Source organism: Solibacillus sp. FSL R7-0668 (genome assembly GCF_038006205.1).
Classification (GTDB): domain Bacteria; phylum Bacillota; class Bacilli; order Bacillales_A; family Planococcaceae; genus Solibacillus.
In genome coordinates this window covers 2574083-2589142 of record NZ_JBBOUU010000001.1, presented here as the reverse complement: position 1 = coordinate 2589142, position 15060 = coordinate 2574083, and the positions used below count along the sequence as shown (strand labels likewise).

Annotated in this window: 19 protein-coding genes and 1 pseudogene; 16 read left to right on the top strand and 4 right to left on the bottom strand. The window is 38.9% G+C overall.

The genetic code is table 11. The features are described 5' to 3' along the window. Window positions 1–11 precede the first annotated feature (11 nt). From MKX47_RS12990 to MKX47_RS12975, 4 genes are all read left to right on the top strand, one after another. Window positions 12–926, top strand: a complete 915-nt coding sequence (locus MKX47_RS12990) for an alpha/beta hydrolase (protein ID WP_340774853.1) — start codon at window positions 12–14, stop codon at window positions 924–926. After that, window positions 919–1818, top strand: coding sequence for a tRNA (adenosine(37)-N6)-dimethylallyltransferase MiaA (gene miaA / locus MKX47_RS12985; protein ID WP_340774851.1), 900 nt, complete (start codon window positions 919–921; stop codon window positions 1816–1818). The genes MKX47_RS12990 and miaA overlap by 8 nt, the downstream gene beginning before the upstream one ends. Window positions 1819–1903: 85 nt before the next feature. Continuing rightward, window positions 1904–2131 carry an RNA chaperone Hfq gene (hfq, locus tag MKX47_RS12980; RefSeq protein ID WP_340774849.1) on the top strand — a complete coding sequence of 76 codons (228 nt, stop codon included), beginning with the start codon at window positions 1904–1906 and terminating at the stop codon, window positions 2129–2131. A 261-nt stretch (window positions 2132–2392) separates the two neighbouring features. Beyond that, window positions 2393–2695, top strand: coding sequence for a rhodanese-like domain-containing protein (locus MKX47_RS12975; protein WP_340774847.1), 303 nt, complete (start codon window positions 2393–2395; stop codon window positions 2693–2695). A 48-nt stretch (window positions 2696–2743) separates the two neighbouring features. Here MKX47_RS12975 and MKX47_RS12970 read toward each other — a convergent pair whose 3' ends face one another. Continuing rightward, the gene (locus tag MKX47_RS12970) at window positions 2744–3355 is read right to left on the bottom strand and encodes a trimeric intracellular cation channel family protein (protein WP_340774844.1); all 612 of its coding nucleotides are present in this window, start codon (window positions 3353–3355) and stop codon (window positions 2744–2746) included. A 118-nt stretch (window positions 3356–3473) separates the two neighbouring features. Here MKX47_RS12970 and MKX47_RS12965 point away from each other — a divergent pair, with 118 nt between their 5' ends. The 3 genes from MKX47_RS12965 to glnA all read left to right on the top strand — a co-directional run bounded on the left by MKX47_RS12965 (window position 3474) and on the right by glnA (window position 6676). Beyond that, window positions 3474–4721: a methionine gamma-lyase family protein gene (locus MKX47_RS12965; protein WP_340774843.1), complete on the top strand. Its 1248-nt coding sequence runs from the start codon at window positions 3474–3476 to the stop codon at window positions 4719–4721. Between the two features lie 169 nt (window positions 4722–4890). Further along, entirely contained in the window at window positions 4891–5271 is a 381-nt protein-coding gene (locus MKX47_RS12960) for a MerR family transcriptional regulator (protein ID WP_340774841.1), read from the top strand. A gap of 70 nt (window positions 5272–5341) precedes the next feature. Continuing rightward, the gene (gene glnA, locus MKX47_RS12955) at window positions 5342–6676 is read left to right on the top strand and encodes a type I glutamate--ammonia ligase (protein WP_340774840.1); all 1335 of its coding nucleotides are present in this window, start codon (window positions 5342–5344) and stop codon (window positions 6674–6676) included. A 116-nt stretch (window positions 6677–6792) separates the two neighbouring features. Here the strand turns inward: glnA and MKX47_RS12950 are convergent, their stop codons facing one another. Further along, window positions 6793–7563, bottom strand: coding sequence for a glucose 1-dehydrogenase (locus tag MKX47_RS12950; RefSeq protein WP_340774839.1), 771 nt, complete (start codon window positions 7561–7563; stop codon window positions 6793–6795). 567 nt (window positions 7564–8130) lie between these two features. Beyond that, a complete protein-coding gene (locus MKX47_RS12945; protein WP_340774838.1) occupies window positions 8131–8289 on the bottom strand; it encodes a hypothetical protein in 159 nt (52 codons plus the stop codon). Between the two features lie 158 nt (window positions 8290–8447). On the opposite strand from MKX47_RS12945, the gene MKX47_RS12940 reads away from it, so the two are divergent. The 6 genes and pseudogenes from MKX47_RS12940 to MKX47_RS12915 all read left to right on the top strand — a co-directional run bounded on the left by MKX47_RS12940 (window position 8448) and on the right by MKX47_RS12915 (window position 12756). Then, window positions 8448–9155, top strand: a complete 708-nt coding sequence (locus MKX47_RS12940; protein ID WP_340774835.1) for a DNA alkylation repair protein — start codon at window positions 8448–8450, stop codon at window positions 9153–9155. Window positions 9156–9224: 69 nt separating this feature from the next. Then, window positions 9225–9770 (top strand): 5' nucleotidase, NT5C type, encoded by a 546-nt coding sequence (locus MKX47_RS12935; RefSeq protein ID WP_340774833.1) that lies wholly within the window; start codon window positions 9225–9227, stop codon window positions 9768–9770. 141 nt (window positions 9771–9911) lie between these two features. Beyond that, a complete protein-coding gene (locus MKX47_RS12930) occupies window positions 9912–10625 on the top strand; it encodes a gamma-glutamyl-gamma-aminobutyrate hydrolase family protein (protein ID WP_340774831.1) in 714 nt (237 codons plus the stop codon). Continuing rightward, complete coding sequence (locus MKX47_RS12925; protein ID WP_340774828.1) at window positions 10625–11323, top strand: gamma-glutamyl-gamma-aminobutyrate hydrolase family protein; 699 nt, start codon at window positions 10625–10627, stop codon at window positions 11321–11323. The genes MKX47_RS12930 and MKX47_RS12925 overlap by 1 nt, the downstream gene beginning before the upstream one ends. A 78-nt stretch (window positions 11324–11401) precedes the next feature. Next, window positions 11402–11797 (top strand): annotated as a pseudogene (locus tag MKX47_RS12920) (transposase); the annotation flags it as partial. After that, window positions 11713–12756, top strand: a complete 1044-nt coding sequence (locus MKX47_RS12915; protein WP_340777817.1) for an IS3 family transposase — start codon at window positions 11713–11715, stop codon at window positions 12754–12756. The pseudogene MKX47_RS12920 and the gene MKX47_RS12915, both read left to right, overlap by 85 nt. A 66-nt stretch (window positions 12757–12822) precedes the next feature. Here MKX47_RS12915 and lexA read toward each other — a convergent pair whose 3' ends face one another. After that, the gene (gene lexA, locus MKX47_RS12910) at window positions 12823–13446 is read right to left on the bottom strand and encodes a transcriptional repressor LexA (protein WP_340774826.1); all 624 of its coding nucleotides are present in this window, start codon (window positions 13444–13446) and stop codon (window positions 12823–12825) included. Window positions 13447–13606: 160 nt separating this feature from the next. Here lexA and yneA point away from each other — a divergent pair, with 160 nt between their 5' ends. The 3 genes from yneA (at window position 13607) to MKX47_RS12895 (ending at window position 14902) form a co-directional block, all read left to right on the top strand. Then, window positions 13607–13957, top strand: a complete 351-nt coding sequence (gene yneA, locus MKX47_RS12905; protein WP_340774824.1) for a cell division suppressor protein YneA — start codon at window positions 13607–13609, stop codon at window positions 13955–13957. After that, complete coding sequence (locus tag MKX47_RS12900; RefSeq protein WP_340774821.1) at window positions 13944–14600, top strand: YneB family resolvase-like protein; 657 nt, start codon at window positions 13944–13946, stop codon at window positions 14598–14600. The genes yneA and MKX47_RS12900 overlap by 14 nt, the downstream gene beginning before the upstream one ends. Window positions 14601–14665: 65 nt before the next feature. After that, entirely contained in the window at window positions 14666–14902 is a 237-nt protein-coding gene (locus MKX47_RS12895) for a DUF896 domain-containing protein (protein ID WP_340774819.1), read from the top strand. Window positions 14903–15060: the final 158 nt, after the last annotated feature.

Below are 15060 nucleotides of genomic sequence, written 5' to 3'. Positions count from 1 at the left end.
GAGGTGAAGGTATGGAAAAAAACACATATTATTTAACAATGTCAGATGGCTACGATATTTTTGTACGAACATTTAAACCGCAACAACCGACAAAGCATATTCATTTATTACATGGCATGGCGGAGCATAGTGAGCGCTATGAGGCTTTTGCAGAAGTGCTGTGTGCGCAAGGTTATTATGTGACAACACATGATCATCGTGGTCATGGCTACACTGCGGAGAATAATGGTACACTTGGTTATTTTGATTTGGAAAATGGCTTTGAACGAGTGGTAGAAGATGTAAGGGAAATTTTACAGCAGCTTACTTTACCGCAATTAGGCAAGCCGATTCTATTCGGACATAGTATGGGCTCCTTTATCGCGCGTCGTTTCATCCAACAGTATAGTGAGCATATAGAGCGCCTTATTTTAAGTGGAACAGGTTCACCGAAATTGATGCATAAAGCCGGCCATATGCTGGCAAGTCAACTCGTGCATTTAAATGGGCCAGCAGAACCAAGTAAAATAATGGATCAATTAAGCTTTGGTAGCTTTAATGCCCAAGTACCAAATCCTAAAACGCCATTTGACTGGCTGACGAGGGACGAGGCAGAGGTGCAAAAATATATTAACGATCCATATTGTGGCTTTGTATCGACGAATCAATTGTATGCCGACTTAACAGGTGCGCTTGCAAAGCTGGATGTACCTGCGCTCAATGCTCACATTCGCCCAGATTTAAAAATTTTACTTGTTAGTGGAACGCATGACCCAGTTGGTGAAAAACAGGCAAAAGGTGTATTAAAGGCGGGTCAGCAGTTAGCCGATGCCGGTGTTGAACATGTAAAGGTGCAACTGTTTGAGGGCATGCGCCATGAGCTATTAAATGAAATCGGCAAAGAAAAAGTGTATGAAAGTATATTACGGTGGTTAGAGCATGAGTAAAACAATCGATGTCGTGGCCATTATTGGCCCAACTGCATCAGGCAAAACAGCATTAAGTATCCGTTTAGCGAAAGAGATTGACGGGGAAATTATTAACGGCGATTCGATGCAAATCTATCGTCATATGGATATTGGGACAGCAAAAATTACGGCAGAAGAAATGGACGGTGTGCCGCATCATCTGCTTGATATTAAAGAACCGACAGAAGGCTTTTCGGTAGCAGAGTATCAAACATTGGTCCGTGAAAAAATTGAGGAAATTCAATCGCGTGGGAAAATGCCGATTTTAGTGGGGGGGACTGGGCTTTACGTACAATCCGTTTTATACGACTTCCAATTTACGAAGCAAGAAGTAAATGAAGAAGCGCGTGAAGCGTATTATAAAGAGCTTGAACTGCTTGGTCCTGAAGCCATGCATGAAAAGTTGACACAAATCGACCCAGCTGCCGCGGCGGAAATTCATCCGAACAATACGCGCCGAGTCATTCGTGCGTTAGAAATGGCAGAGCTTGCAGGGGTTTCGCGTGCGGAGGAGCAGTTCAATCGCGGAGATGTCGCACTTTACAACCATTTAATAATCGGTATGGATATGGAGCGAGAAAAATTGTATGAGCGCATCAATTTGCGTGTCGATTTAATGATGGAATCGGGTTTGCTAGAGGAAGTTCGCGTGCTTTATGATGCAGGAATCCGCGATGTACAAGCGATTAAAGCAATTGGCTATAAAGAATTTTACGCGTATTTTGATGGTTTAATCACATTAGATGAAGCAATTGAGCAAGTGAAACAAAACTCACGCCGTTATGCAAAGCGCCAATTAACGTATTTCCGCAATAAAATGGAAATCGAATGGATCGGAAATGATTGGGCTAAAATTAAAACTTTCTTATAAATTATCATTAAATTAAAGGGATAATCTCTCCGAATAACGAATAGTTAGATATTGCATATATTTTATGGATGAGGAGACAAATACGATGACAAAATCAATCAATTTACAAGATACCTTTTTAAACAATATGCGTAAAAATAATATTTTCGTTACTGTATTTTTATTAAACGGCTTTCAGTTAAAGGGCCTCGTAAAATCCTATGATAATTTTACTGTACTATTAGAAACAGACGGTAAGCAGCAGCTGATTTATAAGCATGCTATTTCAACATTCGTGCCTTCAAAAAATATAGCCTTAACAGAAGAGGAATAATAAATTCAAGAAATAGAGCTTGCGTCAGAGAAACCATTCTACTGGGGATGAATGCCAAGTATGCAATTCTTATTAAGATGGGATTCAACCCCTAGCCGAATCTAGCATATCCCTTACAAAGGCTGGCAATTTTTTCGCGCCGTTTTTCGAGAAATCAAGAAAAAAGTGTGAGCGCAAGTATGCCTTAATAGAATTGAATAGCACATTGCAGTGGGATTGTTTATAATAACGTAGAAGCAAGATCGTATTGGAGGAACTATCATGAAAACAATGACAACAGAAGAGATAATTAATTTACTAGACGCCAATGAAGATTTAAATGTAATTGACGTGCGCGAAAATTTTGAAGTAGAGGAAGGAATGATTCCGGGTGCTGTACATATTCCACTTGGATCGATTCCAGAGCGTACAAGTGAATTAGATGCTTCAAAGCCATACATTGTCGTATGTAAAGCTGGTGGTCGTAGTGCAAGTGCTTGCGATTACTTAGCTGCTCAAGGTTTCGATGTGACGAACCTTGAAGGTGGTATGCTGGCATATGATGGCGAATTAGAATTTAAATAATGAATTCAAAAAAGCACAATCGCTCGGTTTTGAGTGATTGTGCTTTTATTATTGTTTTGAAAAGTGTAGCTTGCGTATCGGTAAGCTCCAGCTACGTGTATAGGAGAAAATCCGTAAAATCGTAATGATGATAAATAAGCCGTATAAAAAGAAATCACCACTAAAAAATTCAAGACCAATCAACAGACCAGCACATGCTGCCCATACACCGTATATTTCATGACGTAAAACAATCGGGCGTCTTCCTGCAAGTAAATCACGCACAATGCCACCGCCAGCACCTGTTAATACCGCAGCGACAATGATTGCAGAAAGTGGTAGATCTAAATGAACCGCATGCATAGCCCCCTGGATTGCAAAGGCTGATAATCCAATGGCATCCGTAAAGTTGCCCCAACGATTCCAATGCTTAATTAAATGATGTGGCATTAAAAAGAATATCGTAATGGCTGCTAATGCAATTTGAAACATCATTTCCTGGCTCCATAATGTAGAGACCGGCAAGCCGATGAGCAGGTTTCGAATGGCACCCCCACCGAAAGCGGTTACAATTCCTAAAATATACACACCAAATAAATCATATTCTTCTTCCATTGCGACAATCGCGCCGGAAATAGCAAAGGCAATTGTGCCAATCACACTAAACACATCCCAAGCCAACTGACTTCCTCCTTAAAGTTACTAGACCATGAGAATAGCAGTTTTTCAATCATTCGTCAAAAAGAAAAATTATGAGGTATAATAGGAAGAGTTTGAACATAGAATGGAGTTTTAAAAAATGGCATTTCAATCAATTTTAACGAACGAAACGATGGCACTTGCAACGCGTATCGAAGAAAAAGTTCGTCCCTATCATACGGCGGTAGATGCGCGCGCCTTTTATAACCAACAAAAAGTACTAGCCGCATTTCGCAACCATCAAGTAAGTGATTTTCATTTACATCCTTCAACAGGCTATGGCTATGACGATGAAGGGCGTGACAATTTAGAGCGCGTGTATGCAGAAGTTTTTGGTGCAGAGGCAGCGATTGTCCGTCAGCAAATTATTTCAGGTACCCATGCGATTACATTAAGCTTATTCGGTGTGCTACGTCCGGGTGATGAGCTTTTATACATTACTGGAAAACCATATGATACATTGCAATCAATCGTGGACGGCGGAGAAAAAGATACCGGTTCTTTAAAGGACTATAAAATTGGGTATAGTCATGTTGATTTAATTGATAATCAAGACATCGACTGGGAAGGTGTCCAAGCACAAGTAACAGAAAAGACAAAAATGATTGCGATTCAGCGTTCGAAAGGCTATGCAACACGCCCTTCATTTACGATTGCAGCCATTGCAGACATGGTGAAAAAAATTCGAGAAATCGCACCACAGGCTGTCATTTTTGTAGATAACTGCTACGGGGAATTTGTAGAAGAATTAGAGCCAACAGAAGTCGGTGTCGATTTAATGGCTGGTTCTTTAATTAAAAACCCTGGTGGTGGCTTTGCAAAAATTGGTGGCTATATTGCGGGACGTGCCGATTTAGTAGAAAAATGTGCCTACCGCATGACCTCTCCTGGTATTGGTGCTGAGGCAGGGGCATCCTTAAATACATTAGCAGACTTTTACCAAGGCTTCTTTATGGCCCCACATACTGTTGCGCAAAGCTTAAAGGGTGCAATCTTCACTTCCGCGATGCTTGAAGAAATCGGGATGACAACAGCGCCGCATTATACGGATACACGCACGGATTTAATTCAATCCGTTTCATTCCAAACGGCAGAGCAAATGATTGCGTTTTGTCGTGAAATTCAAGCCGCTTCGCCAATTAACGCACACTTTGCCCCAGAGCCAGCTTATATGCCAGGCTATGAGGATGATGTTATTATGGCAGCAGGTACATTTGTTCAAGGCTCAAGCATTGAACTGACGGCAGATGGTCCGATCCGTCCGCCATATACAGCATTCGTACAGGGTGGTTTAACGTACGAGCATGTCAAGTATGCCATTTGTGTGGCGGTACAGAAGTTGAAATAATTTCTTCAGTCGTTCGATCTTCGGACGACTTTTTTTGATGGATTTTTAGATAATTCTCTACTTTCAGAACCAGATTTACTAGTTTATACATCTTGTGTTAGTTTTTCTGACATTAGATTGACAAGGGATGTCACAAAGGATTATGATAAGTGCAAGGGAGGTGGATTAAATGAGTAGCGAAATTCGACGTTCCATGCCACTATTATCGATTAGTATCGTTATGCAGTTAACTGATTTAACTGCGCGCCAAATTCGTTATTACGAAGAACATGATTTAATTCAGCCACACCGTACTGAAGGAAATCGACGCATGTTCTCACTGAATGATATCGATCTATTATTGGAAATCAAAGATATGTTAGAGCAAGGTGTCAATATGGCAGGCATTAAAAAAGTATTCGCGATGAAAAATGACCCAGCATTACAGCAGGCAACTAAAGAAATTTCGGATACAGAATTACGTAAAATTTTGCGTGAAGAAATGCGTCAAGCACAGCGCATGCAAAAAACATCCATTCGACAAGGGGATTTATCACGTTTTTACCAATAACGTGTGAATTATATAAGATTAAAAAATGCAATATATTGAGTACTGAACAATAGTAGGAGTGTGGAATTTAGTGGGTAAATACACAAAAGACGATATTAAACGTCTCGTACAAGAAGAAGAAGTAAAATTTATTCGTTTACAGTTCACAGACATTTTAGGGACGATTAAAAACGTAGAAATTCCAGTAAGCCAATTAGATAAAGCATTAGACAATAAAATGATGTTTGACGGTTCTTCTATTGAAGGCTTCGTACGTATTGAAGAATCAGACATGTACTTATATCCTGATTATGATTCGTTTATGGTATTCCCATGGACAGCAGAAAAAGGGAAAGTAGCACGTTTTATCTGTGATATTTATAATCCAAACGGTACACCATTCGCAGGTGACCCACGTAATAACTTAAAACGCGTATTAAAAGAAATGGAAGAAATGGGCTTCACGAACTTTAACTTAGGGCCTGAGCCAGAATTCTTCTTATTCAAATTAGATGCAAAAGGGGAGCCTACGTTAGAAGTAAATGATAACGGTGGTTACTTCGACTTAGCACCGACAGACTTAGGGGAAAACTGTCGTCGTGATATCGTGTTAGAACTGGAGGAAATGGGCTTTGAAATCGAAGCTTCACACCATGAGGTAGCACCAGGTCAACACGAAATCGACTTTAAATATGCGGATGCAATCAAAGCTTGTGACAACATCCAAACGTTTAAATTAGTAGTAAAAACAATTGCTCGTAAACATGGCCTACATGCAACATTTATGCCAAAACCATTATTCGGTGAAGCGGGTTCAGGCATGCACTTTAACGTATCGTTATTCAAAGGGAAAGAAAATGCTTTCTACGATGAATCAGCAGAAATTGGCTTATCCGATACAGCGATGCAATTCATGGCGGGTGTGTTAAAGCATGTACAAGGCTTTACAGCAATTACAAACCCAACTGTTAACTCATACAAACGTTTAGTACCAGGTTATGAAGCACCATGTTACGTAGCATGGTCAGCACAAAACCGTTCACCACTAATCCGTATCCCATCTTCTCGCGGTGTATCAACTCGTGTAGAAGTGCGTTCTGTGGACCCATCTGCTAACCCTTACTTAGCGATGGCTGTTATTTTAGAGGCTGGCTTAGAGGGAATTCGTCAAGCATTGACACCACCTCCAGCAATCAACCGTAACATCTATGTAATGAGCGAAGAAGAGCGTAAAGCAAATGGTATCGACAACTTACCAGCAGCATTAGACGATGCACTGGGTCTACTTGCGAAAGATGAAGTTGTTCAACGCGCTTTAGGTAGCCATATTTATGCGAACTTTAAAGAAGCAAAAGAAATCGAGTTCGAGATGTACCGTTCAACTGTCCACCAGTGGGAACGCGACCAATATATGAAGATGTATTAATTGATAAAGCGTTGGGGTGACTAGCTCCAACGCTTTTTTTAACTTTTTACTGCCTCAATTTCTCCATGTATTTTTCAAAGCTTTTATGATGCCTTTAATTTAAACGTGAAAAAAGCTTATAGTGGTAATTTACCTGCTGTATAGCCACCATCAACAGGTAGTGTTACACCGTTGATTTGTTTTGATAAATCTGAGCATAAGAATAATACAGCATTCGCTTGGTCTTCAGCTCTTGTCATTTCACCTGAAGGCATCGCTTTTAATACGGCGTTATATTGCTCTGGTGAAGTTTCTGCCCAGCGTTCGATTGCTGGTGTAACCGTAGAACCTGGAGCAATTGCGTTAACACGGATTTTATCTTTACCATATTCTAATGCAGTCGTTTTTGTAATTCCCACTACAGCATGTTTAGAAGCTACATAAGCAGCCATATTTACAGCGCCTTCGATTCCAGCACCCGAAGCAGTGTTGACGATTGAGCCACCACCATTTTTCAACATCGCATTTACTTGGTGCTTCATGCTATAAAATGTACCATATAATGTGATACGGATTGTTTTATCCCATGCATCTGAATCCGCTTCTCCAATTTTAGTGCGCTGTAAGTTTACGCCTGCATTATTGTGGGCAAAATCTAATTTACCGAAAGCTTTTACCGTTTCATCAACTAATGCAATTACTTCGTCTTCATTCATAACATTGCATTTGAAGAACTTTGCTACGCCACCGATTTCTTCAATTAATTTAACGGTTTCTAGACCTGCTTCTTCATTTACGTCTGAAACCATTACTTTTGCGCCAGCTTTCGCTAATGCTAGGGCACTCGCGCGTCCAATGCCTGATCCTGCTGCTGATACTAAACCAGCTTTACCTTCCATTAACATCATCAATTTCATCTCCTCGTAATTTGTTTACTTGTAAATAATACCTTCAATTGTAAATGTTTATTAGTAAACTATTTTTATAATATACATCATATATTTATGATGTACAAAGATTTTGTATTGAATTTTTGTGACTACAAAAGCTTGTTAAATCATTATGTTCTAAGCTCTAGGAAATAACTTCATTGGGAAAGATTAGCTTTTTAACATAGTGTAATATATTGGTGGAGTATATATTACACTAAGATACTGGGGATGTTAACTGAAAAATAAGTAAGAGCAATAATTATAGTTATGTTAGTGCTTATACTATCAGCTTGTAGTAGTAATAGTAATAAAGAACTGTATTTAGAAGCGCAAAAGGTTATTATAAAATCAAAAATATCCGAGCTTGATTTAAATCGCGTTGAAAGTAAATAGTTTAAAGAGGAGCTTGGTATCGAATTTAAATGATAACGATAAATCTAGCTACAATAAGACTTTTCAAGGTTATACAGAAAACGCTGGCAGATGCGTTTTCTGTATAAAAAAAGGTATATTACGATTACATTATTGGCAAAAAAGGAAATCTTACGACGGATTAATTGTATTTGTATTATTGCTTTCTTGTGATTGCTCTTCCGTGACGAAATGGTCATAAGCGAGTAAAGTTACCTCTAGTTTTTCTTCAAGTTTGATTAATTCTTCAATTTGCGCAGGCTCAAGCTTTGCGAATTTTGATTTTACCAAATAGATCACATCCTATCTTAATAATAAAGTTAGTATGAGAAATTCTTAGCTGTTTATCCTTTGTAAACGAATTGAAAATGACAGAATGAAGAAAATCGATTATTGTAATAGAACAAGGTGAACTCTTTTGGATAGGGAAGAAAGATGGTGGATTATTGATGGAATTTCAAACGATGATGCAAGAATTAGAGGCACTTGGGAAAGAGCGTACGAAAAAGATTTATATGGGTAATGGAGCGGTGGAGCCTGTTTTTGGTGTAACAACAGGATCGATGAAGCCTTATCGAAAGCAAATTAAAATTGACCAACCATTAGCGGAAAAATTATATGCAACGGGCAATTATGATGCCATGTATTTTGCGGGGGTAATTGCAGATGCAAAGGCGATGACCGAGGAGGATTATGATCGCTGGATTGACGGTGCTTATTTTTATATGATTTCAGATTACGTCGTGGCGGTAACATTGGCGGAATCGGATATTGCTCAGCGAGTAAGTGATAAATGGATTGCCAGTGGTGAGGAATTGAAAATGTCCGCGGGTTGGAGTTGCTATTGCTGGCTATTAGGAAATCGCAAAGATGATTATTTTGATGTTCAGAAAATTCAAGGCATGCTCGAGCAAGTGAAGAAAGAGATACACCTAGCGCCACCGCGAGCACAAGCATCGATGAATAATTTTGTCATGACGGTGGGGGTTTCCTTTCAGCCATTACATGAAGAAGCCTTAAAAATCGCACATGAAATTGGTCCGGTTGAAATGCAACGTGAAGGAAAGAAACCTGGCATTTTACATGCAGCATTAGAAATTGAAAAGCAAATTGAAAAGGGACGAATCGGCTTCAAACGTAAATATGTACGCTGCTAAGGCTAACGCTTGTTTTTTAGAGAATACCCTGTATAAACTAATAAGAGGAAATCATTGAGGAGGCATAAAATGAAACCGAGTATTGCAATTGATATGGATCAGGTGTTAGCGGATTTTTATACGAAATTATGCGACACTTATAATAAAAATTTCGGGACAAATTTTTCAAATGGCGAATTTTTACTGACAACACAGCGTGATTTACCACGAGAAGAGGCGAAGAAGCTATTTGCATTATTAAATGAGCCAGACTATTTCCGTGATTTAGCCGTACTAGATCCAGATTGTGTTGAGGTGATAAAAGAGCTACAAGAACATTTTGAAATTTATATTGCGACGGCTGCAATGGATGTACCGGGCTCTTTTAATGCGAAATATGAATGGCTAATGGAGCATTTGCCGTTTTTAAAAACGCAAAACATCGTCTTTTGTGGCAATAAGGCCGTTATACATACGGACTATTTAATTGATGATAGTCCGCGTCAATTAGCAGCCTTTCGTGGTACGGGTTTACTTTATTCAATGCCTTATAACGCGTCAGAGGATCGCTTTAAGCGCGTATACAATTGGCGAGAAATTCAATCGTATTTCATGGATATATTAGCTAAAAACTAATGAACAAAATCACCCATTGACAATGTTGTGGGTGATTTTTTGTTTTTATATACATATTAACTAGATGCTAGTATTTTACAGCTGTATAATAGTATAATTTGAATAGTTTGAATCATTATTGCATTTTAAGGGGATAGAGAGATGAAACCAGTTATTGGCTTAACGATGTATGATATTGATAAAAAATTGGATATTAATAATGCTTATTTAGATTCCGTGGAAATTGCAGGAGGAATTCCAATTTGTTTGCCTAATGCGACAGAAGACCATGTGGATGCACTATTAGATAGAGTGGACGGCATTATTTTAATAGGTGGGGAAGATATTGACCCTGATTTATTTGGCGAGGAACCTCATCAAAATATTGGGCGCGTTGTACGGAAGCGTGATGATAGTGATTTGTTGTTTATGAAGCGGGCATTTGAGCGTGATATGCCGATTTTAGGGGTTTGCCGAGGCATGCAAATTATGAATGTCTTTTTTGGCGGTACGATTATTCAAGACATTCCAACACAAGTAGAAGATGCAATTGGGCATAAACAGCAATCGAAGCGCGGTGCATTGGCACATTATGTGGAAGTGCTTACACCAAAAATGAAAGCTATTTTTGAAGAAAATCAGTTTCGTGTCAATACCTATCATCATCAAGCGGTTGGTAAACTTGGAGAAGGGCTTGTTTTATCAGGTGTTGCGAAGGATGGCGTAATTGAGGCGATGGAGCATGAGGATCATCCGTATTGTATTTCCGTACAATGGCATCCAGAAGAGTTGGCGCCACTTGGAAATATGCATGCACAACGGTTGTTTAAAAGCTTTGTAGAGGCATGTAAAACGAGTGTTGCTGGAGGAGAATAATGAAACCAATTATCGGTTTAACGATGCACCCTGTTGAAGGGAAAATGGAAATAAATAATACGTATCTTCAGGCGATCAAACATGCTGGGGGTATTCCTATTTGTTTGCCGTATGTGGATGAAGGAACGGTTGATGCCATACTAAGTAGTGTAAGCGCAGTATTATTAATTGGAGGATATGATGTCAATCCACTTATTTTTGGTCAGGAGCCCCATTATAAACTGGGAACTGTGATAGATGAACGGGATCAAAGTGATCTATTAATTGCTAAAAAAGCCTTTGAACGCAATATGCCTCTTTTAGGAATTTGCCGAGGAGAACAGGTGATGAATGTAGCATTTGGTGGAACTTTATACCAAGATATTGATACACAAGTAAAAAATGTGCTTAAGCATACTCAAGCGTCAATGCGTCATGAGCTAACACATACCGTTGAGCTACTTCCGTCAAAGTTACAACAAATACTTGGGGAACAATCCATTTTAACGAATTCTTTCCATCATCAGGCCGTTGATGCAGTTGCTCCAGGCTTTATAATGAATGCGCGGGCAAAGGATGGGGTAATTGAAGGAATTGAACACCAAGAACATCCCTATTTTATCGGTGTGCAGTGGCATCCAGAAGGGCTACAAAATGATGCCCCCTCTAAAAAAATATTTACTAGTTTTATAGATGCAGCAATTCACTATAAGAATTAAAAAAATCCTTCCGTCATGTCAGTTGGTGAACTGCACCCCAAATGTTAGACACATCTAACATTTGGAGGTGCATTTTTTATGGCTAAATTTACAGCTGAAGAAAAACTACAAGCTGTTCTAAGGTATATGAACGGCAATGAAAGCTTCAAAACAATTGCTCAATCAATCGGGGCTGATGAAAAAAATATTCGGGTTTGGAAGAAACAATACGAACATAATGGTGCAGAAGCATTTGTAAAACGATATACAAATTATTCAGCACAGTTTAAACTAGACGTACTAAACTTCATGATTGAAAACGGTACGTCCTTAAATGAAACAGCAGCTATCTTTGGCATAGCAGCTCCATCCACTATTCTACAGTGGCAAAAACAGTTTGAAACAAAAGGATTCGATGCCCTTCAATCAAAGAAAAAGGGGCGTCCATCCATGAAAAAAGAAACAAATACACAACTAAAACAAACACCAGTAGAAGGCTCACCAGAAGCACTTCAAGCAGAAATCAATCGGCTACGTATGGAAAACGAGTATTTAAAAAAGTTGAACGCCTTAGTTCAAGCCAAGGAAAAATCACCAAAGAAGACAAAGTAAAGGTCATCTATGAATTAAGGCATAAATACCCGGTGAAGGCGCTTGTGAAGTTCGCAGGCATTCCACGTAGCACATACTATCATTACGTCAAGAAGATGCATCGACCGGATCCAGATGCCAAACTAAAAGATGATATTCAATCGATTTATGAGGAACACGAAGGTCGTTATGGCTATCGTCGTATTCGCGATGAGCTCGCGAATCGTGGACAAAAAGTGAATCATAAAAAGGTTCAACGCATCATGAAAGAACTTGGTTTAAAGTGCGTAGTGCGTATGAAAAAATATAAGTCTTATAAAGGGACAGTCGGTAAAATTGCGCCAAATATTTTAGATCGCAACTTTACAGCTGAAGCCCCAAATGAGAAGTGGGTAACAGATATTACGGAGTTTAAATTATTTGGCGAAAAGCTCTATTTATCGCCTGTTTTAGACTTATTTAATGGCGAAATTATCACGTATACAATCGGCTCAAGACCAACCTATTCGTTGGTTTCTGAGATGTTGGAGAAGGCGTTAGAGCGATTACCAGCGGAACACCAGCTACTGATGCATTCCGATCAAGGTTGGCATTATCAAATGAAACAATATCGCCATGCGCTCCAATCGAGAGGCATTGTGCAAAGCATGTCACGTAAAGGGAACTGTTATGACAATTCGGTGATGGAGAATTTCTTTGGCATCATGAAGTCTGAATTCCTTTACTTAAAGGAATTTGAAAGCGTCGAGCATTTTAAAAAGGAACTTGAAAACTATATACACTATTACAACACGAAACGCATGAAGGCAAAATTAAAAATGAGTCCGGTGCAATACCGAACTCATTTTACCCAAGCTGCCTAAGTGAAATAACCGTGTCTAACTTTTAGGGGTCACTTCAGTCATGTCAGTTGGCGGAGGATTTTTTATTTAATGAATATTACGATACAATCCTACTACTTTACCTAAAATAGTAACTTGATTCACAAGAATAGGGTCCATTGAACTGTTTTCGGGCTGTAGACGGAAATGTGTTTTTTCTTTGTAGAAGCGTTTGACAGTCGCTTCATCTTCCGTAGTCATGGCCACAACAATTTCCCCATTGTTGGCTGTCGCTGTTTTTTTGACGATTACATAGTCTCCATTTAGAATCCCTGCTTCAATCATCGATTCACCCATAATCTCAAGCATAAATAATTCATCCTCAGAAGCGCCATACGTATCAGGTAATGGGAAATATTCTTGAATGTCCTCGATGGCTGAAATTGGCAATCCAGCAGTAACTTTTCCAATTAAAGGAACTTGAATTACACCGGATTTCGGAATTGTTAATGCTTCTTGATCTAATACTTCAATTGCACGTGGCTTTGTAGGGTCGCGACGGATAAGCCCTTTACTTTCTAAACGCGCTAAATGCCCGTGAACAGTCGAACTAGAAGCTAAACCAACCGCTTCTCCAATTTCGCGAACGGATGGTGGATAACCTTTGGCACGTACTTCATCTTTAATAAAATTTAAAATTGCTTGCTGCCTTTTAGAAATTTTTTGTGTCAACGAACTCACCTCTTTATAATACGATTTTCTTAACTACAGTATATCAGTATGTATAAATAAAAGCAAACATAGGTTCGAAAAAGGTGTTGACAAAAACGTATGTTCGTATTATTATGAGAACAAACATTCCGAACATACATTCTTTAAAGGGGTTTTTACGATGAAAAAAATCAAATTAAACAGTTTCACAACAATGGTACTGGCATTTTCTATTATTATGTTTACATTCTTTATCGTTGAAGATGAAAAAATCGAACAATACGAACAGGTGACCATTGCACAGGGGGATACTTTATGGTCGTTAGCAGAAACATATCGTGGTAAAATGGCAAAGAACGATTGGATTCACTTTGTAAAAAAGGAAAATGGCTTACAAGATGAAAAGGTAGTATATGGTCAAGTACTGATGGTCCCTGTAGAGCAGGATTCCAACTATATTGCCAACTTAAATGACGAAGAATCATCAGGAGATAAGACAGTTAAGGTAGCGAGAAATCATGAATCAAAGTAAAGCAGTATTATATTGCCGTGTTAGTACTGAAAAAGACACGCAAGAAACCTCGTTAGTTCGCCAGCAAGAAGAGCTAACAAGCTATGCGAAATCATTGGGCTATTCAGAGCTTTATGTATACAAAGATCAGCATAGTGGGTATGAAGTAGATCGAGATGGATTATTAGATATGCTCGATTTTATGAAAGAGCAGCAAGTAAAAGCCCTATTTGTGCAAGATGAAACGCGCTTAGGACGAGGTAATGCCCGAATGGCCGTACTCCATTTAATTCAAAAATATGAAGCCACTGTTTATACATTAAATGATGCGGGCCCAATCGCATTAAATGAAATGGACACAATGTTGCTTGAAATATTGGCAATTGTTGAAGAATATCAGCGCCGTATGCATAATGCCAAAATACGACGTGGTATGCGCCGTGCTGTTGAAAATGGCTATATGCCACAAAATAATTTTAAAAATCGCGGGAATGCAGAGGGGCGTGAACGTATAGAAGTGTCAATTGAAGAAATCGTCAAATTACGTCAAAAGGGATTGACATTTGCTGAAATTGCCACGACTTTAAAAGGTCTAGGCATCCCGATTAGTAAAGCTACCGTTCACCGCCGCTATATGGAATATATGGAGCAACTTGAAGAGTAAACACTTGCTCTCCAGGTTGTTTTTTTATACCTTTGTAGTATTGGATATTAGAAAGGTGAGAATGTATGTTATCAAAAGAAAAAATCGCTCGTATTAATGAGCTTTCGAAGCTAGCAAAAGAAGGAAAATTAACGGAGGAATTAGCGAAAGAGCGTACAGCTTTACGTAAAGAATATTTAGATGTATTCCGTTCGACGATGCGTGACACAATTGAACATGTAAAAGTAGTAGATGAAGAAGGTAATGACGTAACACCAGAAAAATTAAAGCAATTGAAATCTCAAAAAGGCTTCTTAAATTAATTTGATACCGTAGAAGTCCTATACTTCTGCAGTAACAGGCTAAGGCTCGGTGGATTTCACTTAATAATATGTCACATTTATCATTAAGTATGACATATTCTCAGAAACGTTGTGAATACCCATTGTTTTCTTTGGTGATTTTGTCTAAACTAGACAAT

Excerpts from the sequence above, each read along its gene's own strand:
- MKX47_RS12990 (WP_340774853.1), top strand. The coding sequence starts at position 12 with ATGGAAAAAAACACATATTATTTAACAATGTCAGATGGCTACGATATT.
- miaA (WP_340774851.1), top strand. The coding sequence starts at position 919 with ATGAGTAAAACAATCGATGTCGTGGCCATTATTGGCCCAACTGCATCA.
- hfq (WP_340774849.1), top strand. The coding sequence starts at position 1,904 with ATGACAAAATCAATCAATTTACAAGATACCTTTTTAAACAATATGCGT.
- MKX47_RS12975 (WP_340774847.1), top strand. The coding sequence starts at position 2,393 with ATGAAAACAATGACAACAGAAGAGATAATTAATTTACTAGACGCCAAT.
- MKX47_RS12965 (WP_340774843.1), top strand. The coding sequence starts at position 3,474 with ATGGCATTTCAATCAATTTTAACGAACGAAACGATGGCACTTGCAACG.
- MKX47_RS12960 (WP_340774841.1), top strand. The coding sequence starts at position 4,891 with ATGAGTAGCGAAATTCGACGTTCCATGCCACTATTATCGATTAGTATC.
- MKX47_RS12950 (WP_340774839.1), bottom strand. The coding sequence starts at position 7,563 with ATGATGTTAATGGAAGGTAAAGCTGGTTTAGTATCAGCAGCAGGATCA.
- MKX47_RS12940 (WP_340774835.1), top strand. The coding sequence starts at position 8,448 with ATGGAATTTCAAACGATGATGCAAGAATTAGAGGCACTTGGGAAAGAG.
- MKX47_RS12935 (WP_340774833.1), top strand. The coding sequence starts at position 9,225 with ATGAAACCGAGTATTGCAATTGATATGGATCAGGTGTTAGCGGATTTT.
- MKX47_RS12930 (WP_340774831.1), top strand. The coding sequence starts at position 9,912 with ATGAAACCAGTTATTGGCTTAACGATGTATGATATTGATAAAAAATTG.
- MKX47_RS12925 (WP_340774828.1), top strand. The coding sequence starts at position 10,625 with ATGAAACCAATTATCGGTTTAACGATGCACCCTGTTGAAGGGAAAATG.
- yneA (WP_340774824.1), top strand. The coding sequence starts at position 13,607 with ATGAAAAAAATCAAATTAAACAGTTTCACAACAATGGTACTGGCATTT.
- MKX47_RS12900 (WP_340774821.1), top strand. The coding sequence starts at position 13,944 with ATGAATCAAAGTAAAGCAGTATTATATTGCCGTGTTAGTACTGAAAAA.
- MKX47_RS12895 (WP_340774819.1), top strand. The coding sequence starts at position 14,666 with ATGTTATCAAAAGAAAAAATCGCTCGTATTAATGAGCTTTCGAAGCTA.